Source organism: Polaromonas sp. P1_F4, assembly GCF_056405675.1.
This window is the reverse complement of record NZ_JBFUBP010000002.1, coordinates 395,964-417,821: the sequence shown is the minus strand read 5'-3', so window position 1 is coordinate 417,821 and position 21,858 is coordinate 395,964. Positions and strand designations below refer to the sequence as shown.

Annotated in this window: 22 protein-coding genes; 9 read left to right on the top strand and 13 right to left on the bottom strand. The window is 63.4% G+C overall.

The features are described 5' to 3' along the window. Window position 1: 1 nt before the first annotated feature. The 3 genes from AC1DYQ_RS06980 (at window position 2) to AC1DYQ_RS06970 (ending at window position 2,394) form a co-directional block, all read left to right on the top strand. Entirely contained in the window at window positions 2-1,135 is a 1,134-nt protein-coding gene (locus AC1DYQ_RS06980) for a hypothetical protein (RefSeq protein WP_477686164.1), read from the top strand. Window positions 1,136-1,215: 80 nt separating this feature from the next. Continuing rightward, window positions 1,216-2,049, top strand: a complete 834-nt coding sequence (locus AC1DYQ_RS06975; protein WP_477686163.1) for a hypothetical protein — start codon at window positions 1,216-1,218, stop codon at window positions 2,047-2,049. A gap of 60 nt (window positions 2,050-2,109) precedes the next feature. Then, window positions 2,110-2,394, top strand: a complete 285-nt coding sequence (locus tag AC1DYQ_RS06970; protein WP_477686162.1) for a 7(1) septoil knot domain-containing protein — start codon at window positions 2,110-2,112, stop codon at window positions 2,392-2,394. 4 nt (window positions 2,395-2,398) lie between these two features. Here AC1DYQ_RS06970 and AC1DYQ_RS06965 read toward each other — a convergent pair whose 3' ends face one another. After that, window positions 2,399-2,938 (bottom strand): SPOR domain-containing protein, encoded by a 540-nt coding sequence (locus AC1DYQ_RS06965; RefSeq protein ID WP_477686161.1) that lies wholly within the window; start codon window positions 2,936-2,938, stop codon window positions 2,399-2,401. A 35-nt stretch (window positions 2,939-2,973) separates the two neighbouring features. Next, on the bottom strand, window positions 2,974-3,975 hold the full coding sequence (locus tag AC1DYQ_RS06960) for a sigma 54-interacting transcriptional regulator (RefSeq protein WP_477686160.1): 1,002 nt from the start codon (window positions 3,973-3,975) through the stop codon (window positions 2,974-2,976). A gap of 651 nt (window positions 3,976-4,626) precedes the next feature. Between AC1DYQ_RS06960 and AC1DYQ_RS06955 the strand changes: the two genes are divergently transcribed. Further along, entirely contained in the window at window positions 4,627-5,022 is a 396-nt protein-coding gene (locus AC1DYQ_RS06955; protein ID WP_477686280.1) for a YkvA family protein, read from the top strand. 74 nt (window positions 5,023-5,096) lie between these two features. On the opposite strand, the gene AC1DYQ_RS06950 is transcribed toward AC1DYQ_RS06955, so the two are convergent. Both AC1DYQ_RS06950 and AC1DYQ_RS06945 read right to left on the bottom strand, forming a co-directional pair. Continuing rightward, window positions 5,097-5,543, bottom strand: a complete 447-nt coding sequence (locus AC1DYQ_RS06950) for a type II 3-dehydroquinate dehydratase (protein WP_477686159.1) — start codon at window positions 5,541-5,543, stop codon at window positions 5,097-5,099. Between the two features lie 15 nt (window positions 5,544-5,558). After that, a complete protein-coding gene (locus AC1DYQ_RS06945) occupies window positions 5,559-6,569 on the bottom strand; it encodes a TRAP transporter substrate-binding protein (protein WP_477686158.1) in 1,011 nt (336 codons plus the stop codon). A 213-nt stretch (window positions 6,570-6,782) separates the two neighbouring features. Here AC1DYQ_RS06945 and AC1DYQ_RS06940 point away from each other — a divergent pair, with 213 nt between their 5' ends. The 3 genes from AC1DYQ_RS06940 (at window position 6,783) to AC1DYQ_RS06930 (ending at window position 11,176) form a co-directional block, all read left to right on the top strand. Further along, window positions 6,783-7,562 (top strand): IclR family transcriptional regulator, encoded by a 780-nt coding sequence (locus AC1DYQ_RS06940; protein WP_477686157.1) that lies wholly within the window; start codon window positions 6,783-6,785, stop codon window positions 7,560-7,562. Window positions 7,563-7,937: 375 nt separating this feature from the next. Further along, window positions 7,938-9,881 carry a hypothetical protein gene (locus AC1DYQ_RS06935; RefSeq protein ID WP_477686156.1) on the top strand — a complete coding sequence of 648 codons (1,944 nt, stop codon included), beginning with the start codon at window positions 7,938-7,940 and terminating at the stop codon, window positions 9,879-9,881. Between the two features lie 59 nt (window positions 9,882-9,940). Next, complete coding sequence (locus AC1DYQ_RS06930) at window positions 9,941-11,176, top strand: ABC transporter substrate-binding protein (protein ID WP_477686155.1); 1,236 nt, start codon at window positions 9,941-9,943, stop codon at window positions 11,174-11,176. Between the two features lie 219 nt (window positions 11,177-11,395). Here the strand turns inward: AC1DYQ_RS06930 and AC1DYQ_RS06925 are convergent, their stop codons facing one another. Further along, a complete protein-coding gene (locus AC1DYQ_RS06925; protein WP_477686154.1) occupies window positions 11,396-11,641 on the bottom strand; it encodes a hypothetical protein in 246 nt (81 codons plus the stop codon). 2 nt (window positions 11,642-11,643) lie between these two features. Next, complete coding sequence (locus AC1DYQ_RS06920) at window positions 11,644-12,696, bottom strand: 1-aminocyclopropane-1-carboxylate deaminase (RefSeq protein WP_477686153.1); 1,053 nt, start codon at window positions 12,694-12,696, stop codon at window positions 11,644-11,646. Window positions 12,697-12,925: 229 nt separating this feature from the next. Here AC1DYQ_RS06920 and AC1DYQ_RS06915 point away from each other — a divergent pair, with 229 nt between their 5' ends. Further along, a complete protein-coding gene (locus tag AC1DYQ_RS06915) occupies window positions 12,926-13,390 on the top strand; it encodes an Lrp/AsnC family transcriptional regulator (protein ID WP_477686152.1) in 465 nt (154 codons plus the stop codon). Between the two features lie 33 nt (window positions 13,391-13,423). Here AC1DYQ_RS06915 and AC1DYQ_RS06910 read toward each other — a convergent pair whose 3' ends face one another. The 5 genes from AC1DYQ_RS06910 to paoA all read right to left on the bottom strand — a co-directional run bounded on the left by AC1DYQ_RS06910 (window position 13,424) and on the right by paoA (window position 18,731). Further along, window positions 13,424-13,819, bottom strand: coding sequence for a hypothetical protein (locus AC1DYQ_RS06910; protein ID WP_477686151.1), 396 nt, complete (start codon window positions 13,817-13,819; stop codon window positions 13,424-13,426). Further along, complete coding sequence (locus tag AC1DYQ_RS06905; RefSeq protein WP_477686150.1) at window positions 13,819-14,649, bottom strand: hypothetical protein; 831 nt, start codon at window positions 14,647-14,649, stop codon at window positions 13,819-13,821. The genes AC1DYQ_RS06910 and AC1DYQ_RS06905 overlap by 1 nt, the downstream gene beginning before the upstream one ends. A 271-nt stretch (window positions 14,650-14,920) precedes the next feature. After that, window positions 14,921-17,131, bottom strand: a complete 2,211-nt coding sequence (gene paoC / locus AC1DYQ_RS06900) for an aldehyde oxidoreductase molybdenum-binding subunit PaoC (protein ID WP_477686149.1) — start codon at window positions 17,129-17,131, stop codon at window positions 14,921-14,923. Then, a complete protein-coding gene (locus tag AC1DYQ_RS06895; protein WP_477686148.1) occupies window positions 17,128-18,084 on the bottom strand; it encodes an FAD binding domain-containing protein in 957 nt (318 codons plus the stop codon). Before AC1DYQ_RS06895 ends, paoC begins: the two co-directional genes overlap by 4 nt. Continuing rightward, complete coding sequence (paoA, locus tag AC1DYQ_RS06890; protein ID WP_477686147.1) at window positions 18,081-18,731, bottom strand: aldehyde dehydrogenase iron-sulfur subunit PaoA; 651 nt, start codon at window positions 18,729-18,731, stop codon at window positions 18,081-18,083. Before paoA ends, AC1DYQ_RS06895 begins: the two co-directional genes overlap by 4 nt. A 285-nt stretch (window positions 18,732-19,016) precedes the next feature. On the opposite strand from paoA, the gene AC1DYQ_RS06885 reads away from it, so the two are divergent. Then, the gene (locus tag AC1DYQ_RS06885) at window positions 19,017-19,421 is read left to right on the top strand and encodes a DoxX family protein (protein WP_457282574.1); all 405 of its coding nucleotides are present in this window, start codon (window positions 19,017-19,019) and stop codon (window positions 19,419-19,421) included. Between the two features lie 71 nt (window positions 19,422-19,492). Here AC1DYQ_RS06885 and AC1DYQ_RS06880 read toward each other — a convergent pair whose 3' ends face one another. Continuing rightward, a complete protein-coding gene (locus AC1DYQ_RS06880) occupies window positions 19,493-20,953 on the bottom strand; it encodes an MFS transporter (RefSeq protein ID WP_477686146.1) in 1,461 nt (486 codons plus the stop codon). After that, window positions 20,950-21,846 (bottom strand): sigma-70 family RNA polymerase sigma factor, encoded by an 897-nt coding sequence (locus AC1DYQ_RS06875; protein ID WP_477686145.1) that lies wholly within the window; start codon window positions 21,844-21,846, stop codon window positions 20,950-20,952. Before AC1DYQ_RS06875 ends, AC1DYQ_RS06880 begins: the two co-directional genes overlap by 4 nt. Window positions 21,847-21,858: the final 12 nt, after the last annotated feature.

Sequence of the window (21,858 nt, the reverse complement as noted above, 5' to 3'; positions counted from 1 at the left end):
GATGCCTAAGCCGACCAAACTGACGAAGTCCAGAAAGACCTTGCCCGATCTGCCGGGCCCGCCTTCCCCCCAAAAGGCAAAGGCTGCAAAGGTGGCGAAACTGGCGGCGATCCAGAGGGTCGGCAAGGCAAAACCCCGCAAGCTTGGCGACCTGGCGCTCATGGGTATGCCCACTAAAAAGAGCTGGCGTCAGGGCACCGACCAATGGCTTGGCAATGTTATGGCCTATAAGGCCTCGCAAGATCGCACGCTGACACCAATGCAGGCCAAGGGGGGCTTTCGTCCCCAGGTGGTAGATATGGTCGTCGGATCGAAGGCGTTTCCCAAAGGAGCCTTCCGTTACGCTTCCAACCCGACGAGCCACGGGATCAGCAGCGGCTATCACGAGGCGTTCGTCGTGACTGACATGACTCCCAAGTTGCAAAAGCGGGTGAAACATGCCAAGGGCATGTCAGCCATGCCGGCCATGGAAGAAGCCTCCTGGAAAGATTTTTCTCAAGTTACCTTCCCGGAAAGCAATGTAAGACCAATGATGGAGGCGGGTGACGGTGCGAGAACAGATACCGCTCGTACTATTTTGAGTGGACCGGGCGGTTCCGTTGCCGGGCACAGCGGTTCCGGGGTCCGCAGCACCGGTCAGGCTGCCGCGCATGATGTGTTGCGGGCGGCCTCAATGGCCGCGTTGCAGGACACGGAGATGACGCCCGCCGCCATGGCGGTGACTGCCGCGGCCGCCGCGGTTTTGACAATGGCTCCCGGCGCGCTGGCCAGCCGGGCAGAGGGAGCAGAAAAACTCAAGGATAAGCGCGCGCTTGGAACCTGGGAAGATGATCGTAACCAGGCCAAGGAGCGCCTCGCCCAGGTCCACGGTGCACTCAAACCGGCAGAAAAAGCCGTCGTGCGGCGACACCTCCAGGCGCTGGCAATCAGCGTCGGCGGGACGCGCACGCTTGATCCTGCTCAGCCCAGCTCGCCGCGCAGGAGTACCGCGCTGGAAGCCGGAAATGCGGTTGCCGGCGGCGGCTATGACGGTTCACAGATTGGCGGGAAAGCCTCCAAAGCTCCCCCCGCCAGCGGGAGCGCGCGCGACATCACTCAATACGTATCAGAGCCGTTCCGCGTGGATCGCTCATGAAATACGCGCATTCGCCGGGCTGTCAATGCTGTTTCAGCGTTCTGGCACCTGCCATCCCCAGGCTTTCAAAGGAGTAAACCATGGCATCCAAACGACAACCCGCGCCTCAGGCGCTTTCCAAGCCGGTCGCAGCGCAATCGGGCCCGAAGGCGACGCGCGCCGTGCCGTCGGCTACCGCAACCCCACCGCGAGACCTCGTGCATGCGACGATGACGGTCACAGCGCCTGGCGGAGGGCGCCTGACGGGCGGTGATGCTTCGCTGTCTGTGACTGGAAAAAACACCGCCTGGGCCAAAACACCGGTCCCGCATGGAGGCGCCGGCGTACCGAAATACCAGGCCCGCGTGGCCTATATGAAGGCCAACCACGCGGCCCATCCGCTTGCACAAAAACTCATGGACCGGCATGTCCAGCAGACTCCGGCTGAGGACAAACGCGGGCTTTCCTGCGCCGAAGGGCACAGCCTTATCGCCGCACACCAGGAGCTGAACCAGCGCGGCAACACTCATGCGGCGGCACACCTCGACGCGTTCACGGCCGGGCTGGTACCAGCCGTACCGGCTTACGTGCCGGCAGCTGCACCGACCTTCGGCGCCAACACCAAAAATGCGCGCAAGAACCTGCTCATGAGCAAGTACCAGGCGGCCGAGGCAACCCGCATTGCGGAACACGGCACGCTCATGCAGCAACGCCAGGCTACGCTCGACGGCCTTGCCAAAAGCATGACCGGCATGGACAGCTGGCACGAGTACGCGGCGAAGGAGTCGTCGTTCATGGCCTGGAACGACATCGAGCAGCACGGCGCGCTGACCAATGTGCACCACCACGCCACCAGCGAGGTCAGTGCGGGTCACGCGATGGAGTATTGTGTGAAGTGCCGTGCCGAAGTCGCCGGCGGTCTGAAAAACAAATGACCCCGATCCGGCAGACCGCTCGCCGGCGGCGGCAGGAAAACCCCGACCACAAAGAAATACATGCCGCGCATCTATGAATCCCCCACGATGGGTGACGCCGACATCCGTGTCGCGCTCGTCAGTGACCTCGGTCAAGCCGACCTGCTCGTGCACCGGGTTAGCAGTTGGGGCCTGGCCACCCGTCCCTGGCTTTGGTACATGGCCCCGAAGCAGGATGCGAATCTGTATGTCTACTTTTGCTCGTTGGGCATGGCGCAGCTCGCGGTCTGCTATGTCGACACCTACGGCCAGGCCGGTTGGGTTAACAAACAGCAGCGGCACCCGCAAGCGCACTTGCTGCGCTGAGTTGTTATTTGGGTGGGGGCGGCAATGCGATGGTGCCCATATTGGGTGGCAGCCCGAGCTTGAGCGATAGGTAGTTGCGTTGCGACAGCGCCTCGTCCGCGCTGCCAAAACGCCCGACGGTGACCACTGACCATGAACCGCCCTCGGGCTCGCCCATCAGCACGACCGTGCTGGTGACACCTTGTGCCTGTATTGACGAAGCCAACTGGCTGGCGGGCTGCGCCGTCGAAAACTGCGCCGCCTGCAGCGCGAAGCTGGGAGAAGCCGTGGCCACTGTCGGCAATATCAGGCTGGCCGCTGGCAGGGGTGACGATGCCGCAACGGCCGGCGCGCTTGCCGGGGCCGCAGCGGCTGCAGAAGCGGCACCGGCGCCCGGTGTGCTGCCAGATGTTGCGGCGGGTGCAGAAGCCGCCGGTGTACCGGGATCGGCGCGGCCCGGGATTTTTGCTCCGATTTGTTGCGCTATTTTTGCCACACCTTCCTTGAATGAGGAAGGCGCAAGCAACCCGGCGGCGAAGGCCACCATGCCGAATACCAGGGTCAACAGGACAAGTCCGTACTTCGCAAGCACGCTCGGACTCAGGCTTCACCGGTGTGGGCAGCGATGGGGGCCTGGGCCCGGCTGGGGCTCAGGCTGTGTTTGCGCACCAGCCGTCCGAAAGCGCTGCGATCCTGTCCCGCGATCAGTGCCGCCTGAGTCAGGTTGCCGTTGGTTTGCATCAGCAAGCGGCTCACATACAGCCGCTCGAACTCCTTGACGGCCTGCTGCTTGGCTGTGCGAAAGACCGCCGGTTCGGCGGCAGCGGAACGCTCGCCGCGGGGCTGGGACATTGCCTGGCTGATATCGACTTCGTTGCTGTCGCAGAGCAAGAAAGCCCGCTGGACAACATTTTCGAGCTCACGCACATTACCGGGCCACGTGTAGCTCTGGATGAATGCGATAGATGCGGGCGTCAGGCGGACCTGCGGCCTTCCGTGATGGTGGCCGAGCCGCGTCAGGAAAATCCTGGCGAGTTCGATCCCGTCATCGCCGCGCTCGCGCAACGTTGGCAGATAGACTGATAACACGTTGATGCGATACAACAAGTCCTTGCGAAAACGGCGTGCTTCGGCAAGCTCGTTGAGGTTGGCGTTGCTGGCCACGACGATACGAACGTCAGACTGTTTGGTCGAACTCCCGCCGACGCGGCGGTAACTGCCGTCTTGCAGAAAGCGCAGCAATGCGGCTTGGGCCTTGAGGCTGAGCGCGTCGACCTCGTCAAGGAAAAGTGTGCCGCCGCCGGCTTCGCTGACAAGGCCGAGCGAGGCAACTTTTGCGTCAGTGAAAGCCCCACGCTCGTGGCCGAAGAGCTCACTTTCAACCAGGGTTTCGGCCAGCGCCCCGCAATTGACCGGAACAAAAGCGCGGTCGGCCCTCTTGCTGCCGTAGTGAATGGCCCGTGCCACCATTTCCTTTCCGGTGCCTGTCTCACCCTCGACGAGAACCGCCGCATCAACTCTGGCGACACGCTCGATCTGCGTGCGCACTTTCGCCAGGGATTCCGAAGATCCCAGCAACTGGAAGCCGAATCTTGCACTCATCAACATCCCCCGTTTTATTGCGGCTACTTCAGGGGCTTCTGCCTGCTTTCGCGAGGAAGCAAGAAGAAACCGAGTGCCTGGAAGCGCAAACATAAGAGAATTGCCACCCCCTCACATCCTCCAATTGCAGGAGCAATTAGTACCGAAAATTCTTGATTGACCTGGCTGCTGAACTGCACTGAAGGCTGACGCAACTATTCACTGAATTCCAGCTTCAAACTTCTGTAAGCAGAATGTGTGAATTGCATTCGAGGTGCGGTGATTCCCCCAGGAATTGTTTGCCTCTTCTCACGGGCCAGCCGGACAGCCTTTCGCCAATACGGCTGGCGTTTGCCAGTGCTGACCAGTTCTGACAAACCTTGTGTGGCGATGACTGCTCTTGTCTGGTCGTCGATACCTATTACGCCTTACAAACTCGCGAATGAGCATCGGGTTTTTTGGAAATTCCCAAAGCCTGTGACTTTTCAAATCGCTCCGTTCACAACCCTCATCCCCCTGTCAGAACTGACAGGTAGGGCATACACGGACCGGCTCGCAAAACTCAACATTTCTTCACAGACACTCGACGTACCCTGGTAAACGACAGTCAGCAAACCGACGGATCGTTGCAATCGATGTGATCATTCCAATCGCTGTGGCATGCTTGTGCGCATGACAGTGCGCGGCAAACTCGACAATTGGGCCAGGCGGATCAAGCGCGATGGATTGACGCTCTGGTTCGCCGGCAAGCACCCGGCAACACCCTGGTATGCCAAGGCGCTTGGGCTCTTCGTCGTGGGCTATGCGCTGAGCCCCATCGACCTTATCCCCGATTTCATCCCGGTGCTTGGATATCTGGACGATGCCTTGCTGCTCCCGGGGCTGATTTGGTTGACCATCAGGCTCTTGCCCCCAGAGGTGCTCGCCGATTGCCGTAAACGGGCCGATGAGTGGGTGAAGACGCAGGGCTCAAAGCCGCGCAGCCGGGTTGCTGCGGTCGTGATCGTGCTGGTCTGGATCGGATTCGCCGTGGCCTTGTGGATCTGGCTTGTCCAGCCGCGGTTGTAGCCTCTGCGCAAACTACTCACCGCGGACCTCGACCCAGCACCACTGCTGCGATCGGCAACCGCCCCGCTTGCCAGTCAGCCCGCCTTCACATCCTTCAGCGTTTCAACCAGTGCCCGCAAGCCGGCGGTATAAGACCGCCAGCCAAGGCCCTGGATGATCGCCTTTACCGCGGGCGAAATGATGGAGTGGCTGCGCCACGCTTCGCGCGCGGCGATGTTGCTCATATGAATCTCCAGCACCGGGAAGGGCATGGCCTTGATCGCGTCATGCAGCGGTACGCCGTGCTGTGTCAGGCCTGCAGGGTTCAGCAGGGCGCCCTGCGCGCTGTCGATGTTCTCGTGAAATTTATCGATCAGCGCACCTTCGTGGTTGGACTGGAATATCTCCAGTTCAACCCCAAGCTCGGCGGCCAGCGATTGCAGGCTGGCGTTGATTTCCGCCAGGGTGGTCGTTCCGTAAATATGCGGTTCACGGCGCCCGAAAAGGTTGAGGTTGGGCCCGTGCAGGACAAGAATTTTCATGATGGGCTGCCTGGCTTATTTGCGGATGCGCGCGAGTTCGGTGGTGTAGAGCTTCACGAGAGCCGGGTCGTAAGCGCTCATGAACCGTTCAACGACTGGTTTGGCCACTTGCCGCATGCGGCCCTGCTCGGCCGGGCTCAGCTCGTTGTATTGCATGCCCCTGGCCTGCAGCTCGCCCACGGCCTTTTGCGCCGCGGCGCGGCTGACCTGGCGCTGGTAGTCGCGCGTTTCGGCGGCCGCATCGTTCATGATCTTTTTCTCGACCGGTGAGAGCTTGTCCCAAAAGCGTTTGCTCACCAGCACGATATTGGCTGCATACACATGGTTGGTGGCGCTGACGTACTTCTGGATTTCGTAGAACTTGTTGGACTGGATCACGGCAAAAGGATTTTCCTGGCCGTCGACGGCTTTGGATTCCAGGGCGCCGTAGAGCTCGGCGAACGGCATGGGCACCGGGTTGGCCTTGAAGGCCTTGAAGGTCTCCAGGAACACCGGGTTGGGAATCACACGGATCTTCAGGCCGTCCAGGTCTTCCGGCCTGGTGATGGGGCGTTTGCTGTTGGTGACATTGCGAAAGCCCAGGTCCCAATAACCCAGTGCGATCAGTCCCTTCTCCGGAAGTTTTGCGATGAGCGCCTGGCCCAGCGGGCCGTCAAGAAGCGCGTCGGCCTGGGCAAAGTTTGCGACCGAAAAAGGAAAATCGACCAGCCCGAATTCCTTGACGATGCCCGCCAGAGAGGTGGTGGCCGGTGCCGACATCTCCTGCACACCGCCTTGCAGGGCCGACTGTTGCTGCAGCTCATTGCCCAGCGTTGAAGCCGGAAATTCCTGCACCTTCATCTTGCCGCCGCTCTTGGCTGCCAGCAGTTCACTGAAACGCTTGACGCCAAAACTTACCGGGTGGTCGGCATTGTTGAGGTGGCCGAACTTGATGGTGCGCTCCTGGATGTCCTGGGCCAACGCCGGCGCGGATGAAAGCGCCAGCAGCGCGGCTGCCAGGGTCAGTGACCTGCGATTGAACTGCATCTGGATGTCCTTTTATTGCGGAGAAAGAGGGGGAGGGCAAAGGGGCGGGGGCAAGGCTGTTCGGCCAGATCACACCCCAGACCGGCGAATCATGCGATAAAGTGGAAAGTCTTTCCATAATGGAAAACCATTATCATTTGGCCTGCAAACCGGTTTCAAAGCCATGGCTAAATGTCGGCAGATCGGCAAACGGCAAACCAGAGAATCAACCGCATGAGCACCCTTCTCGAAAGAAGCTTCAACACCCTGGAGCAACTGGCCGCGCACCCCGAAGGCCAAACCGTGTCCATGATTGCAGCCAGCCTGGACATGCCGCTCAGCGCTACCCACCGCCTGCTGGCAGAGCTGTGCCGCTGCGGTTATGTGCGCCAGGTGCGCGAGCAGGGCGAATACGTGCTCACCATCAAGCTGGTCTCGCTGGGCCTGGGGTTTTTGAGCGCTTCAGGCATCGTCGATGTCGCCCAGCCCCTGCTCGACCATCTGGCCGAAGAATCCGGCGAACTGGTGCGCCTGGCCGTTGTTGATGGCGACGACCTGACCTTCGTCGCCAAAGCGCAGGGTGCGCGCCGTGGCCTGCGCTACGACCCCGACATGGGCCTGTCGGTTCGCCTGTCTTGCAGCGCGGCGGGGCATGCCTGGCTTTCCACCATGAGCGATGAAGAAGCATTGCGCCTTGTGGCCAAACAGGGCTTTGGCCCACCCAAAGATTTCGGGCCCAAGGCCCCCACGACCGTGAAGGCGCTGCTCGGTTTTGTGCACGCGGCACGCAAGCGCGGCTTCAGCACCATCAGCGAAGTGTTCGCACCCTCCATGTCTGCGATGGCAGCGCCCGTGCTGTCGCCCTCGGGCGCGATCGGTGTGGTCACGATTGCGGGGCCGCTGGTGCGATTGACGGAAGGCAGGATGGAGGAGTTGTCCGAGGCATTGCGGGCAACGGCCGATGAGATCCGGGCAGCCAGCGGGGCTTCGGCGCTGTTCAAGAAGCGGGCGTAGGCTTTCCGCGCCCCCACTGAGGGCAGCTGAGCGCACAGGCCTCTCGATACAGTGCAATACAAAGCAAAAGCGGCAATCGACAAATCGGCAAGGCGGCCGCTTGCATGTAGCGCTTCCGTTATAGCCCGGGGTATGTACTCCAGCAGTACATGTCGCAAACAGGCCGCGCCGATGTCACCATCTGTGTCCATACGGGCGCCCAAAAATTTGCATTTCTGATGACGCTCCCTCTGTCGGTCGTCACACGGAAAATCCTGACAAACGTCACAAAATGTGGAAGGCGAAAAGATACCTCGCAGGGCAGTAGCAACCGCCTTGTCAAAGGTATTACTGCAGCGTATCTTGCGGTCAAACAAGCACAGCAGGGGGACACGCTTGAAAAAGTTGAAGTTGCTGACTTTTCACGCCAGGTCGATTCGCTCCCACCTGTTCTGGACCTACGCCGCGCTGGGCACGGTGCTTGTTGTGGCGCTCATGGTACTGGCCGAGCTGGCCGCAAGCCGCATCGTGCTGGACGGCGCGCAGCGCGAGCTGGAGCAACTGGGCCGCCGCACGCAGGAGCAGCTGCTGCGCTTTCAGGAACCGGCCCGCGCCTGGCTGGAAGCCACCACCAATGACCCGCACGCCGGCCTCGAAGGCGAGAACGACATTTCAGTGCAGCGCATGCAGATGTCGATGCAAAACCGCTATCCCCAGATCGCCTCGCTGGTGTTCGGTTACCCGGACGGCAGTTACCTGCAAAGCATGGTGCTGCGCACCGAACGCGACCGGGCCTGGGCCAAATCGCTGCCGGAAGCCCGCTACGCCGAGCAGATCATCCGGGTCGACGAACACGAAAAGCGGGTGGAGGAATGGGTTTTTTACGACCAGCAGATGACAGCCATCGCCAGCGAACGGCGTCCCTGGGGCAACCGCTACGACCCCCGCAGCAGACCCTGGTACGAGGGGGTGAGCGAGTTGAACCTGGGCACCTTCCAGGCCACCGATCCTTTTATGCTGCAGCTTCCGGCGGAGTTCGGTATGGCGTTGTCGCGGCCGCTCAGCGGGCCGAAGGGTGGCGTCGCGGCGGTAACGTTCACGGTCGCGGGCCTCTCGGATTTTCTGCGTGCGCGCAGCCAGGAGAGCCATGCCGAGCTGATCCTTTTTGATGAGCAGGGCCGCGTCTGGGGCTGGTCCGATGCGGACCGCCTTCGCCGTTTGCTGGCGTCCGGCCGGCCCGTGAGCCTTGCCGCGCTGGATGACCCCCTGTATGCCGCGTTACCGCCGCTGATGACGCAGGCCTCTCTGAAAGATACGCCGATTCATTCGGTCGACGGCGCCGACGGCCAGCGTTTTGCCGCAGTGGTGGTGCCGATCGAAGGCGTATTCAGCCGCAAGGCCTATGTGGCCCTCGTGTCTGACCAGAACCTGCTGCTGGCGCAGGTGCGGCGTATGCGGTGGATGCTGCTGGGGGTGGGCGTGGCCGGGCTGGTGCTGCTGATGCCCATGCTGTTCTGGATGGCCAACCGGCTGGCCAGGCCCCTGAAAAACCTGGTGCGCTCGGCCAGGCACATCCGGCAATTTGAATTCGACAGCGACATTCCCCAGGACAGCGACATCGCCGAGGTGCGCCGCCTGCAGGAATCGCTGGCGCTGGCACGCATCGCGTTGCAGGGATTTTCGCGTTACGTGCCGCGGCCGCTGGTGCAGCATTTCATTGCCAACCGCCTGACGCCGCAGGCCGGCGTCGAGCAACGCGAGCTGGCCGTGCTGTGCGCCGCGCTGGACGACGACCACGCCACGGCCATGACCTGGTCGCCGCATGCCGACCATTACCTGCAGATCCTGGCGGTGGAAGTGGCGCAGGGCAAGGGCATGATGGACCGCTATGAAAGCTGCACCGCCGTCGCGCTGTGGAACACACCGCTCAATGTGTCCAACCCGGCGGGCTACGCCTGCGAGGCGGCCCTGCGCGCGGTGGACTCCATGCGGGCGCTGGCCGAAGGCCTGGACGTGCCGGTGAAGCCGCCGCGCTTCGGCCTGGATTTTGGCAATGCCACAGTCGGCAACTTCGGTACCTGGGACCACCTGACCTTTACCGCAGTGGGCGCACCGCTGGACCGGGCCCGGGCGCTGGCACGGCAGGCCAATGCGCTGGGCGTGAACATCGCCGCCAGCCGCGCGGTGGCGCTTGCGGCCGCGCGGTTTTTCCGTTTCAGGCTGGTGGCCACAGTGCCGCTGGGCCCGAAGGATGAGCCCTGCGAGGTGTATGAGCTCCTGGAAAGAATAGACCACGAACACCATGCGAAACCTGAGGGGGTGAGCCTGCCGGCCGCATGAGCTGCAGGTTTGCGCCGTCGGGTCCGCGTGGCTGTTCTTCATGTGAAAGAGGGGTCTTTATGGCCGGCAGATCAATGTTGACGCGCAGGCACTGGCTGCGCCAGGGCGCCGGCCTGGCCGGCGCAGCGACGGTGGGCGTTGCGCAGCTTGCCCGCGCGCAGGCTGGCAAGCCGTTCACCATGTCCTATGGCTGGGTTCCGTGGGCAGCGGGCAACTCGCCGATCACGCAGCACATGATCAATAAAAGGCTGATCGAAAAACACGCGGCGGAATTTGGCTACGACCTCACCATGGATTACCGCGCCTACCCCGCAGCGGCCCCGCAGGTCGAGGCCCTGGCCGCCGGCCAGCTCGACATGGCAATGTGGGGCAACACGCCGACGCTGCGCGCCATTGTCGCGAAGCTTCCGTTCAGCCTGGTGTCGGTGGCGGAAGGGCGGCTGCGCTTTTTGCTGTGCACGCGCAAGGACTCGCCCATCCGCAACGTGCAGGACCTCAAGGGAAAGACGGTCGGCACGCTGGTGGGCGCAGACCCGTACAACGCGTTCACGCAAATCCTGCGCTATGAGCTGGGCAACCCCGATCCGGCCGCGCACGGCATCCGCATGGTGCACCTGCCCACCTTGCCCGAAGCGGCGCAGGTGCCCAGCGGCGTGGACGCCACGCTCGCCGTGTACCCGGCCTTCCTGAAAGCGCAGTCCACGGGCACGGTCGCCGTGATGAACTCCTACGGCTATACCGAAGCCCAGTACGACGGCCCCGCCGGCAAGGGCGCCGGAATTTTGCTGCCCTCGGTGAAGAACTCACCCTTTTACCCCGACGGCTATTACCTGCACCGGTCCTTCCGCATCGTGCACCACGACCTCGTTGAAAAGCATCCCAACCTGGTGCTGGCCTTTCTGCTGGCGCAGCAGGAAGCCGTGAGCGCGCTCAGCCAGGCCGACCCCGAGGCCGTCTCGCAACTGGTCAAGTCCTACTGGGGGCTGTCGCCGGCGGATGGCGCCAGGGTGGTTCGCGATGAAGTCGTGTTCCGCCGCGGCTGGGCCTGGTCCACCGAAGGCGACGCGCTGGCCTTGTTTGCCACCTCCAAAATGATTGCCGGCGCAAAAATCATCCCGCAGCCGTTGAGCTGGGCACAGGTCAAAAGCGTGTTTGTGCAAACCGCGCCGCTGGCCAAGCAGGCTTACGAGCGGCTGGGCGCCAAACCCGCCATCGGGGAGTTCCAGAGCGCGAAGGTCGGCGACCTTCGCGGCCTGCCGTCATGGGAGATGACGCGCTGGAAGGACCGAATCTAGCGGTTTGCTGGCTGCAGTTTGCTATTAAAAATATAGCTGCTTGCGCCCGTATTCATTGAGCTGCAACTGATTTTCATGCATAAAAAACGGGCTTTTCGAGGCGATTTTGGGTGTGCGAAGGCCCCGGAGCCCACTTTTCAGGCATAAAAAAGGCCAGTAACCCAATAACGTCGGGCGCTGGCAGCTATTTAATTGATAGCAAAACTCCGATACTCACGCTCAGATGCAGGCCAGCTCCACCCATTGATGCAGCGTGTCCGGCTGCCGTATCACCTGCACCAGGCTGGCAACCGGCCCGTTTTTGCTGATGGCCAGCACCACGGTGTGCACGGCTCGGTCATTCAGTGCCGCGCGCAGCAGGGGCATGCCGGCGCTCTCGGGTGCTTCAGCATCAAGGGGCACCGCGCGCAAGGCTTCCACCAGCCGCGTTGCCAGCGCCACGGTCAGTGCTGCAGGCCGTTCCATGTTCAACCGTTGCGGAACAGGAAGCTGTAGGCATTGAGCGCCGGCACGCCGCCCAGGTGTGCATACAGCACGCGGGAGCCGGCCGGAAACTCGCCGCGCCGCACCATGTCGATCATGCCCTGCATCGATTTGCCTTCGTACACCGGGTCGGTCAGCATGCCCTCCTGGCGGGCGCACAGGCGTATCGCTTCCAGCGTGCCTTCGGACGGCAGGCCGTATTCGGGGCCGCCGTAGCGGGTGTCGAGCACGACGTCCTTTTCGGTGATGGGGCGGCCCAGCTCTACCAGCTTGGCGGTGTTCTGCGCAATGCGCACAATCTGCGCGTGGGTTTGGGCGGGCTTGGCCGACGCATCGATGCCGATCACGCGGTCGGCGCGGCCGTCTGCCGCAAAGCCCACCACCATGCCGGCCTGCGTGCTGCCGGTGACGGAGCACACCACGATGTAATCAAACTTGAAGCCCAGCTCGGCCTCCTGCGCGCGCACTTCTTCGGCAAAGCCGACAAAACCCAGGCCGCCATACGGGTGCTCTGAACAGCCCGCCGGAATCGGGAAGGGCTTGCCGCCCTTCTTGCGCACGTCTTCCATCGCCTGCTCCCAGCTCGGGCGGATGCCGATGTCAAAACCGGCCGCGTCCAGGCGCACGTCGGCGCCCATGATGCGCGACATCTCGATATTGCCCACGCGGTCATACACCGCGTCGGAGTAGTTGACCCAGTTCTCCTGCACCAGCACGCACTTCATGCCCAGGTGCGCCGCCACCGCCGCGACCTGGCGCGTCTGGTTGGACTGGATCCCACCGATCGACACCAGCGTGTCGCAGCCCTGCTCTAGCGCCTCGGGGATCAGGTATTCCATCTTGCGCGTCTTGTTGCCGCCGAACGCCAGGCCGCTGTTGCAGTCTTCGCGCTTGGCAAACAGCTCGACCTTGCCGCCCAGGTGGGCGCTCAGGCGCTTGAGCGGCTGTATCGGGCTGGGCCCGAAGGTCAGGGAGTGTTTTGCAAATTTCTGGAGCTGGAGCGGATATTGAAGCGCAGATTGGAGTGGGAGAGGCATGGAAGTTTTTCTCGGTTGAAGCCCTGGTGCGTAGACTGAAATGGCCGCAAAGAAGGAGGGCATGTGGGTAAAGGGATTGGGTGCAGTCCTGGGTCAAATCGTATCGCCAGGCCTGTGGAATGAATTGCATACTTCAGCGAATAAAGCGACCCAGAAATCTTTGAACTGGATAAATGCACAATTTATTTTGTTGAATTGCCATTTTGTGCAAGATTTGTACAATCCTCCAATGGAAAAAGAACTCGACCGGGTAGACCGCAAGCTCCTGAAGCTGCTGCAGCAGGACGCCTCATTGCCCAACATGCAGCTGGCCGAAAAAACCAACCTCAGCGCACCAGCCTGCTCCAGGCGGGTGGCCAGGCTCAAGGAACTGGGGCTGATTCGCAAGACCGTGGCGCTGGTCAACCCGCGTGCGCTGGGCTACAACGGCCTGGTCATCATCGGTGTCGTGCTCGACCGCTCCACCACCGACTCATTCGCCGCGTTTGAAAAAGCCGCCGCCGGTTTGACGGGGTGCCTTGAGGTGCAATTGGTGACCGGTGAGTTTGATTATTTTGTGAAGCTGCGCATCAAAAGCATCGACTCGTTCAACGAGATGCACACCGCCCAGCTCGTGGCCCTGCCCGGCGTGCGGCAGGTGCGCACCTTTGTGTGCCTCAAGGAGGTGTTTGAGACGACCGTCATTCCGGTCTGAAGTGGCGGACTGGTTCGGGGATAAGTGACGCCGTCAGTCCTTGCGCTCTTCATAAGCCGAGTCAGCTGAATACGCCGGGCGAATCCGCGTCTTTTTAACAATGCCGGCAGGCGTGAACAGAATCACCAGCTCCGGGTTGGTCACCGTGGCTTGCGATGTCTTTTTCCGGTAGACCCACACCTCGAATCCGCTGTCGAACTTCACCGACGTGGCGGCGTCACCCAGCGCGGCCGCCACCTCGGCTTTGGTGGACTGGCCGGCCACGATGGCGCCCTGCGCGCTTTCCATCGTCATGGCCGGGTCGCGAAAAGGCGGGGGCGCCTCTTGCGAGCCGAACAATCCCCCCGGGCCCGCGCAGCCGGCAAGCCACAGGCAGGCAAGCAGCATCGCACCGGCATGCCGCAACGTTTGACGGGGCAAGGTTTTCATCACGGCCCGTCCATGTACTCAAACTCCACCAGCGTGTCGTCCGGCCAGCTCCGGTCACCCAGCGGCAGCACGTAAGTGCGGTCCACCAGCACCTCGCAATCGCAATACGGCAGGTCGCTGTTCAGGTTCGGGTCGTCGCTGGCGGCGGCGTACAGCTTGTCGATGGAAAGAATCTCCCGCCGCGGGCCATCGACCATGGCCACGCTGAACAAAGGTCGGTCGGCAAAGAAAAGATAAAGCGGCGCCTTCCTGTCGCAATAAGCCGGCGTATCCAGAATCACCCGCGCCAGCCGGCCGATCACGTTGGTGGTGTTCGACACCAGCCCCGCCTCCATGCCCACCTGGCACTCCAGCCGCAAGTCCCCCAGCCGCCGCGTGTTGGGCGGCAGGCCCGGCGTGCGTATCTCCGTGCGCCACGTCATGGTCTGCGCCTTCCGGTTCGGGATCACCTGCGCGTTTTCGTCAAACGCCTTGGGGTTGCGCTCCAGCGTAAAGGTATGGTCCGGCGCCACCGCCACGCCAAATGCCACCGTCGTCCCGATGACCTCCATCTCGATGCGGTCCATCTCCGTCTCGCGCTTGCGCGGCAAGAGTTTGAAGCGAAGCGACGCATTGGGCGCCATGGCGGCGCGCTGCTTCTCGAAAAGGTCCATGCCGCGGACCATCTTGCGGTAGGACTTTTCGACGGGGTCCCGGTTCGCCTTCGCCGCGATCGTGACCTGCGGCAGCGTGCCTGCGGCCTTGTCCTGCGCAGCGGTGCCCAGGCACGCAGCGGCCAGGGCTGATGCCAGGATCAGCCGTGTGGCGAGGCGAAAAGAGCGGGTTGACATGGCACCGTCGGTACGGAACGGATTCACAGGTAAAACCGATCCTAGTGCGCGCGAACACGCAGCTGTGTAGGACTTGTTCCACCGGTGCGGCGGGCCGCCGTTCCGCTCGCCGGTGGGCCTGCGCAAGGGGGTTCAGGGTTGAACAGAGGTGCTATCAAATCAGGAGCAGCTTGCGCCCGTCCTGATTGGATTTCAGGCACTTTTTATGCTTGAAACAGGCGTTTTTAAGGTGTTTTCCACACCCACCGGCGGCGTAATGAAGCGCCAGCGCTCACACCAGCGCCGGCAGGCTGTCCAGCACTTTGTCCAGTGTGATTGGGTAGTGGCGCACCCGCGCGCCGGTGGCGTTGTAGACCGCATTGGCCACTGCCGCGCCCACGCCGCAGATACCGAGTTCACCCACGCCCTTGGCCTTCATCGGCGATGAGGTCGGGTCGGTCTCTTCCAGGAAGATCACGTCCTGGTGCGGAATGTCGGCGTGCACCGGCACCTCGTAGCCCGCCAGGTCGTGGTTCACGAAAAAGCCGTGACGCTTGTCGACGGCGAGTTCTTCCATCAGCGCCGCGCCCACGCCCATGGTCATCGCGCCTATCACCTGGCTGCGCGCGCTCTTGGGGTTGAGGATGCGGCCCGCGGCGCAGACGGCCAGCATGCGCCGCACGCGAATCTCGCCGGTGTAGATGTCAACGGCCACTTCCACAAAGTGCGCGCCGAAGGTCGACTGCTGGACTTTCTTGCCCAGGTCGCCGAACTCGATGGTGTCTTCAGCGACGAGGCCCTGGGCGCTGGCAGCTTCAGCCAGCGGCACAGAGCGGCCACCCGCGCTGACCATGCCGTCGGCAAACGTGATGTCGCCCTGGGACATTCCCAGTTTTTGGGCAACGGCTTCGCGCAGCTTCATGCAGGCGGCGTACACGCCCGACGTGGAGCTGTTCGCGCCCCACTGCCCGCCGGAGCCGGCCGACACGGGAAAGGCGGAGTCACCCAGCCGCACAAACACCTTTTGCAGCGGCACGCCCATGACTTCAGCGGCGGTCTGCGCAATGACGGTGTAGGTGCCGGTGCCGATATCGGTCATGTCGGTTTCCACCGTGACGAGGCCGGTGTTGTCCAGCCGCACGCGCGCACCAGACGTCATCGTCAGGTTGTTGCGAAAAGCCGAGGCGACACCCAGGCCCACCAGCCAGCGCCCTTCACGCAGCTGGCCCGGTTTGGCTACGCGCCGGCTCCAGCCGAAGGTTTGCGCGCCGGTTTTCAGGCATTGAATCAACTGGCGCTGGGAGTAAGCACGGTCGGGTTTTTCAGGGTCTACCTGCGTGTCGTTGAGGACGCGGAACTCCACCGGGTCGATGCCCAGCTTTTCGGCCATTTCATCCATCGCGATCTCGAGCGCCATCAGGCCGGGCGCCTCGCCCGGTGCGCGCATCGCATTGCCCTCGGGCAGGTCCAGCACGGCCAGCCGTGTGGCGGTCATGCGGTTGGCGCCGGCGTAGAGCAGGCGCGTCTGGTTCACCGCGGTCTCGGGCCCGCCGCCGGGCAGGTCGCCTGACCAGCCCTCATGGCCGATGGAAGTGAGCTTGCCGTCGCGCCCCGCGCCCAGGCGTATGCGCTGGATGGTGGCCGGCCGGTGGGTGGTGTTGTTCATCATCAGTGGCCGCTGCAGCGCGACCTTGACCGGCCGCCCCGCCGCGCGCGCGCCCAGCGCGGCCAGCAACACATCGGCACGCAGGAAAAGCTTGCCGCCGAAGCCCCCGCCGATAAAGGGCGACACCAGCCTGACGTTGGCTTTGGGGATACCCAGCGTCTTGGCCAGATCGCCCACGCCCCAGTCGATCATCTGGTTGGCTGTCCATACTGTGAGCTTGTCGCCCGTCCACGCTGCGATGGTGGCGTGCGGCTCCATCATCGCGTGGGACTGGTCGGGTGTGGTGTAGGTGGCGTCCAGCTGCACAGGCGCCGCGGCAAAGGCGCCCGCGAAATCGCCCATCTTCGTTTCAGGCTCTCCCGAAAAATCAGACGCCTTGGCCAGCGGCGCGCCGTCTTTTTCAGACGCCAGGTTGAACTTGCCCGGCGTGCTCTCATAGACGATGCGCACGAGTTGCGCGGCGGCGCGTGCCTGCTCAAACGTGTTGGCCACCACCAGCGCCACGGCCTGGTGGTAGTGCTCAATCTCCGGCCCGCCCAGCAGTTTGGCCGTGTTGAAGCTGCCCTTGATGAGCTTGCCGGCATTCTCTGCCGTGACGATGGCCAGCACACCCGGCGCGGTGCGGGCCGCGCGCAAATCCATCGACGCGATGCGGCCCTTGGCGATGCCGGCGCCTACGACGTAGCCGTAAGCCGCGTCCGGTGCGGCGTCGTGGCGCTCGTAGGCGTAGGGCGCGGTGCCGGTGGTTTTGAGCGGGCCGTCTATGCGGTCGGTGGGCTTGCCGATGACCTTGAGCTGGTCAATGGGGTTGGTGGTGGCGGGGGTGTCGAATTTCACGATGCGCTCCTCGCCTGGGCCAGCACGGCGGCGATGGTTCGCTCTGCCAGTGGCAATTTGAAGGCGTTGTCATGTGTCGGCGTTGCGCCGGCCAGCACGCCGGCCGCAAGAGCCCGCGCACCTTGCGGCATGGCGGCCTCTGCGGCTTCAACGCGCCAGGGCTTGTGCGCCACGCCGCCCAGGGCCACCTTGCCGGAGCCATCACGCTGCACGATGGCAGCCACGGAAACGAGCGCGAAGGCGTAGGAGGCACGGTCACGCACCTTGCGGTAGATGTGCACGCCGCCGGCCGGGCGCGGCAGCGTCACAGCGGTGATCAGCTCACCGGGCTCCAGTGTGGTTTCGATGTGCGGCGTTTCGCCTGGCAGCCGGTGAAAGTCGGCAATCGGAATGACGCGTGCACGCCCGTCGGCCCGCACGGTTTCTACCGATGCGTCGAGCACCCGCATGGCAACAGCCATATCACTCGGGTGGGTGGCGATGCAGGCCTGGCTGGTGCCGATGATGCCGTGCTGGCGGTTCACGCCCCCGATGGCGCTGCAGCCGCTGCCCGGCTGGCGCTTGTTGCAGGGCTGGTCGGTGTCATAAAAGTAGGGGCAGCGCGTGCGCTGCAGCAGGTTGCCGGCGGTGGTCGCCTTGTTGCGCAACTGTCCGGATGCGCCCGCAAGCAGGGCCCGCGACAGCACGCCGTAGTCGCGCCGCACGCGCTCGTCTGAGGCGAGCGCGGTGTTGCGAACCATCGCGCCTACACGCAGGCCGCCCTCGGGCGTCGCTTCAATCTTGTCCAGCGCCAGCCCGTTCACGTCGACAAGATGCGCAGGCGCTTCGATCTGCAGCTTCATCAAATCCAGCAGGTTGGTGCCGCCTGCGATGAATTTTGCCGCCGGGTTGCGGGCCACCGCCGCGGCGGCTTGTGCCGGCGAGCTGGCGCGTTCGTAAGTGAAGGGTTTCATGCCTGCACCCCCGCCACTTCAGTGATGGCTTCAACGATGTTGGAGTAGGCGCCGCAGCGGCAGATGTTGCCGCTCATGCGCTCCCGAAGCTCGTCAGGCGAGAGCAGCGGCCGCGCCGTGATGTCCGCGCTGACGTGGCTGGGGACGCCCCGGCGGAGCTCGTCGAGTGCGCCGACGGCAGAGCAGATCTGGCCCGGTGTGCAGTAACCGCACTGGTAGCCGTCATGCTTGACGAAGGCTGTCTGCAGCGGATGCATGCGTTGCAAGGTTCCCAGCCCTTCGATGGTGGTCACCTTGCTGCCCTCATGCATCACGGCCAGCGTCAGGCAGGAATTGATGCGCTGCCCGTCGAGCAGCACGGTGCAGGCGCCGCATTGGCCGTGGTCGCAGCCCTTTTTGGTGCCGGTGAGGTGCAGATGCTCGCGCAAGGCATCAAGCAGCGTGGTGCGCGTGTCCAGGTTCAGGGTGTGTGCCGTGCCGTTGACCTCGATGGTTACGCGCCCCTGAGGGACGGAGCCGGGTGCGGCGAGCGGTGAAGAGGGGGCTGCGGTGGCGTCTGATGGCATAGTGGTCACAGCCGCTGAGGCGGCGCTAGCGATCAGGATACCTCGCCGCGAGATGGTGAGTGCATCGGTGGGGCTTTCCATGGCTTCTGCCTTTGTGTGGGGGAGTGGCGAGGTAAACCGCCAGCATCCCGGAGCAGGGCCGATTGCACTGTAGGAGACAGGCTTGGCGGGGAGTCGGTGGCCGCCACCACACCGCTGCCATCACTACCGTGGCCGCGTCGAGGGTTCAACTGCTGGCCGAGAAGAGTTCGGCGAGCGTCGCTAGCCTCGCATCGAGTGGGCCCAAGTCCCGGCAGAAACTTGCGCCGCCGCGCTGAACTTTTTCGCTACGGGCCTGTCAGACACCTTTTTAACGGAGGGAACCTCATGGCTTTTGCCCAAAACGACCAGCTGACTTCACGCGCCTTGTCGGTGCTTCGCATTGTTTCTGCTTATTTGCTTATTCAGCACGGCACGGCCAAGCTGCTGGGCTTTCCCCACGTGGCTTATTTCGACGGGCTGCAGGTGTTGTCGCTGATCGGCTTTGCCGGCATTCTTGAGCTCTTTGGTGGTGCGCTGCTGCTTGTGGGCTTGTTCACGCGCCCTGTGGCGTTTGTGCTGTCGGGCCTGCTGGCATTTGCCTATTTCATGGGCCATGCGACCAAGGGCTTTGTGTTGTCGCCCATGCTGAATGGTGGCGAGTCGGCCGTGTTGTTCTGCTTTGTGTTTTTGTTCTTTGCTGCTGCCGGCGGTGGTGCATGGAGCGTTGACGCGCTGCGTTCGCGGAAGTAAGCAAGACGCCAACCTCGGTGTAAAGCCGGTGCATCCTTTGCGGGTGCGCCGGCTTTTTCACGCCTCACACCTTATGCGGCGCTGTCGGCTGTCTGTCTGAGGGCGGGTGGGTCTGACTTCGCCGTTTGCCGTGAAGTCAGCAGGCACAGCGCGGGTGCCAGGGCGAACATGGCGAAGAGCCATTGCGCTGCGCCCGCCGTTCCGGGTACACCACCGGGGTTGGCCAGGCCCCCGAGGTTGGCGACCATGCCGGCCAGGGCCGCGCCCATGGCGGTGGCAAACAGCTCCACCGTCATGATGGAAGAGGCTGCCAGGTCTTCTTCGCCGGGCGGCGCAATCTGCAGCACACGCGTGCTCAGGTGCGGCCAGGCGATGCCGACGGCAAAGCCCACGGCCACCATGGCGGCGCAGATGGGTGCCAGCACTTGCCAGCCGCCGTTGCTGGGTGCGGGCATCAGCACTGCCATGCCAACCAGGCCAGCCAGTGCCAGCACTGGTGCAACGCGGATGGCCAGACTTGCCCGGGTGCCGGTCGCGCTGGAGCTGATGAGTGAGCCCAGCGTCCAGCCTGCCGACATGATGGCGGCGAGGTAGCCTGAGACCAGCGGTGTCTGGGCATGCAGGACCTGGAAGAAAAGCGGCGAAAAAATCTCCGTGCTGGTGACCGTCATGCCCAGCAGCCCCATCGCGAGGTAAAGGGCGCCCAGCGCCCCCGGGCGAAACGCATCCTGCGGCAACAGGCGGTTGGCGGCGCGCTTGTCGACGATGACCAGCAACGCGCTGAGCGCAATGGACGTGCCGACGCCGGCCGCATTCCACGCCACCCGGGTGCTGACGCTGCCGGCAGAAACGGCAAACACCGCACCGGCCAGCAGGAACAGCTGCGCCCACGGCACTGAGGTGGCGGGGCTGCTAGCCGTGTTGTGCCGGGGAATCACGCAGACGGCGAGCACAGTGAACAGTGCCGCTGCGGGAATAAGCGCGCCAAAGGCCCAGCGCCAGGCATCCATCCGCGCAAACACGCCCCCTATGGCGGGCCCGACCAGCGTGGCCACGCCCCACATACCCGACAGCAGGCCGATGGCACGGGACCACAAGGCCTCGTCATACAGCAGGCGGATCATCGCGTAGGGCAGGGCCAGCAACAGCCCGCCGCCAAAGCCCTGCACCACGCGCCCGGCCAGCATGACGGGCATCGAAGGCGCCAGCGCGCAGGCGAGCGAGCCCACGGCAAAGATCGCGGCGCCGAGCACATACGCAAAGCGCGGCCCGAGCTTGCCCAGCACCTGCGTCGCCATGGCGGCGCTGATGATGGAGGCCACCACAAAGAGGGCGGTGTTCCAGGCGTAGAACTCCAGCCCGCCAATGTCGCGCACGACGGACGGCAGGATGGTGGTGCCGATGTAGAGGTTGATGGCATGCAGCGCGACGCCGCCGACCAGCGCCAGCGTGCGGATGGCGTTGACGCCGGTCAGCAGGGCCATCCAGCCTGTGGGAGCGGTGCCTGATGTGTTGCTTGAGGTGTTGTTCATTCCAGCGCCTCGGGTCCGAAGGCCAGTCCGTCAAGCTTGTCCGGGTTGCGCATGATGAAGATGTTGTTGGCCTTGCCTTCGTCGTTGTAGGCAAAGGTGATGGCGGCGGCGATTTCGCCGGTGCTCGTCCGCAGCTGGATGGCACGGCCACCGTTGATTTCGCAGGGCACCCATTCGTAGTGGGCCCAGTAGCGGGCCAGCTGCGTCGTCAGCAGGGTGAGCACGCTGCCCTTGCCCTGGAAGATGCCTTCAACCGAGCTGACCTTGCCGCCGCTGTCGGTGCTCAGGGCAATGTCGTCCGAAAGCAGGCTGGCGAGTGATTCGGTGCTGCCGGCGGTGATGGCTTCGCGAAAAGCGGTGAGCAGGTCGTCCTGCACCTTGGGCGGTGTTACGTGCCGCACCTTGCCCTGGGTGATGCTGGTGCTGGCGCGCGAGACCAGCTTGCGGCAGGCAGCTTCTTCCATGTCCAGCATCTCGGCCACTTCGGCATAGGGTGTTTCAAAAATCTCGTGCAGCAGGTAGGCCGCGCGCTCTTTGGGTGTGAGGCGTTCGAGCAGCAGCAGGAAGGCCATGCTCAGCGACGAGGCCAGCAGGGCATGTGTTTCCGGTGTGTCTTCGGTTTGCGTGTGGATGGGTTCGGGCAGCCAGGTGCCGACATAGTCGACCCGGCTGCGCTGGGCGTCGCGCAGCATGTCGATGCAGTGGCGCGTGCAGATGGCGGTGAGCCATGCGGCGGGTGTCGCGATGCCCGCGTGGTCGGCCGCCAGCCATTTGATGAAGACGTCTTGCACGGCGTCTTCGGCATCGGCCCGTGAACCGAGGATGCGGTAGGCGAGGCCAAACAAATGCCTGCGCCTTTCTTCAAACACGGCGGTGGGGTCGATGCCTGTCATGTGCGTGCGCCT

Excerpts from the sequence above, each read along its gene's own strand:
- AC1DYQ_RS06980 (WP_477686164.1), top strand. The coding sequence starts at position 2 with ATGCCTAAGCCGACCAAACTGACGAAGTCCAGAAAGACCTTGCCCGAT.
- AC1DYQ_RS06975 (WP_477686163.1), top strand. The coding sequence starts at position 1,216 with ATGGCATCCAAACGACAACCCGCGCCTCAGGCGCTTTCCAAGCCGGTC.
- AC1DYQ_RS06970 (WP_477686162.1), top strand. The coding sequence starts at position 2,110 with ATGCCGCGCATCTATGAATCCCCCACGATGGGTGACGCCGACATCCGT.
- AC1DYQ_RS06960 (WP_477686160.1), bottom strand. The coding sequence starts at position 3,975 with ATGAGTGCAAGATTCGGCTTCCAGTTGCTGGGATCTTCGGAATCCCTG.
- AC1DYQ_RS06955 (WP_477686280.1), top strand. The coding sequence starts at position 4,627 with ATGACAGTGCGCGGCAAACTCGACAATTGGGCCAGGCGGATCAAGCGC.
- AC1DYQ_RS06950 (WP_477686159.1), bottom strand. The coding sequence starts at position 5,543 with ATGAAAATTCTTGTCCTGCACGGGCCCAACCTCAACCTTTTCGGGCGC.
- AC1DYQ_RS06945 (WP_477686158.1), bottom strand. The coding sequence starts at position 6,569 with ATGCAGTTCAATCGCAGGTCACTGACCCTGGCAGCCGCGCTGCTGGCG.
- AC1DYQ_RS06940 (WP_477686157.1), top strand. The coding sequence starts at position 6,783 with ATGAGCACCCTTCTCGAAAGAAGCTTCAACACCCTGGAGCAACTGGCC.
- AC1DYQ_RS06930 (WP_477686155.1), top strand. The coding sequence starts at position 9,941 with ATGGCCGGCAGATCAATGTTGACGCGCAGGCACTGGCTGCGCCAGGGC.
- AC1DYQ_RS06925 (WP_477686154.1), bottom strand. The coding sequence starts at position 11,641 with ATGGAACGGCCTGCAGCACTGACCGTGGCGCTGGCAACGCGGCTGGTG.
- AC1DYQ_RS06920 (WP_477686153.1), bottom strand. The coding sequence starts at position 12,696 with ATGCCTCTCCCACTCCAATCTGCGCTTCAATATCCGCTCCAGCTCCAG.
- AC1DYQ_RS06915 (WP_477686152.1), top strand. The coding sequence starts at position 12,926 with ATGGAAAAAGAACTCGACCGGGTAGACCGCAAGCTCCTGAAGCTGCTG.
- AC1DYQ_RS06910 (WP_477686151.1), bottom strand. The coding sequence starts at position 13,819 with ATGAAAACCTTGCCCCGTCAAACGTTGCGGCATGCCGGTGCGATGCTG.
- AC1DYQ_RS06905 (WP_477686150.1), bottom strand. The coding sequence starts at position 14,649 with ATGTCAACCCGCTCTTTTCGCCTCGCCACACGGCTGATCCTGGCATCA.
- AC1DYQ_RS06895 (WP_477686148.1), bottom strand. The coding sequence starts at position 18,084 with ATGAAACCCTTCACTTACGAACGCGCCAGCTCGCCGGCACAAGCCGCC.
- paoA (WP_477686147.1), bottom strand. The coding sequence starts at position 18,731 with ATGGAAAGCCCCACCGATGCACTCACCATCTCGCGGCGAGGTATCCTG.
- AC1DYQ_RS06885 (WP_457282574.1), top strand. The coding sequence starts at position 19,017 with ATGGCTTTTGCCCAAAACGACCAGCTGACTTCACGCGCCTTGTCGGTG.
- AC1DYQ_RS06880 (WP_477686146.1), bottom strand. The coding sequence starts at position 20,953 with ATGAACAACACCTCAAGCAACACATCAGGCACCGCTCCCACAGGCTGG.
- AC1DYQ_RS06875 (WP_477686145.1), bottom strand. The coding sequence starts at position 21,846 with ATGACAGGCATCGACCCCACCGCCGTGTTTGAAGAAAGGCGCAGGCAT.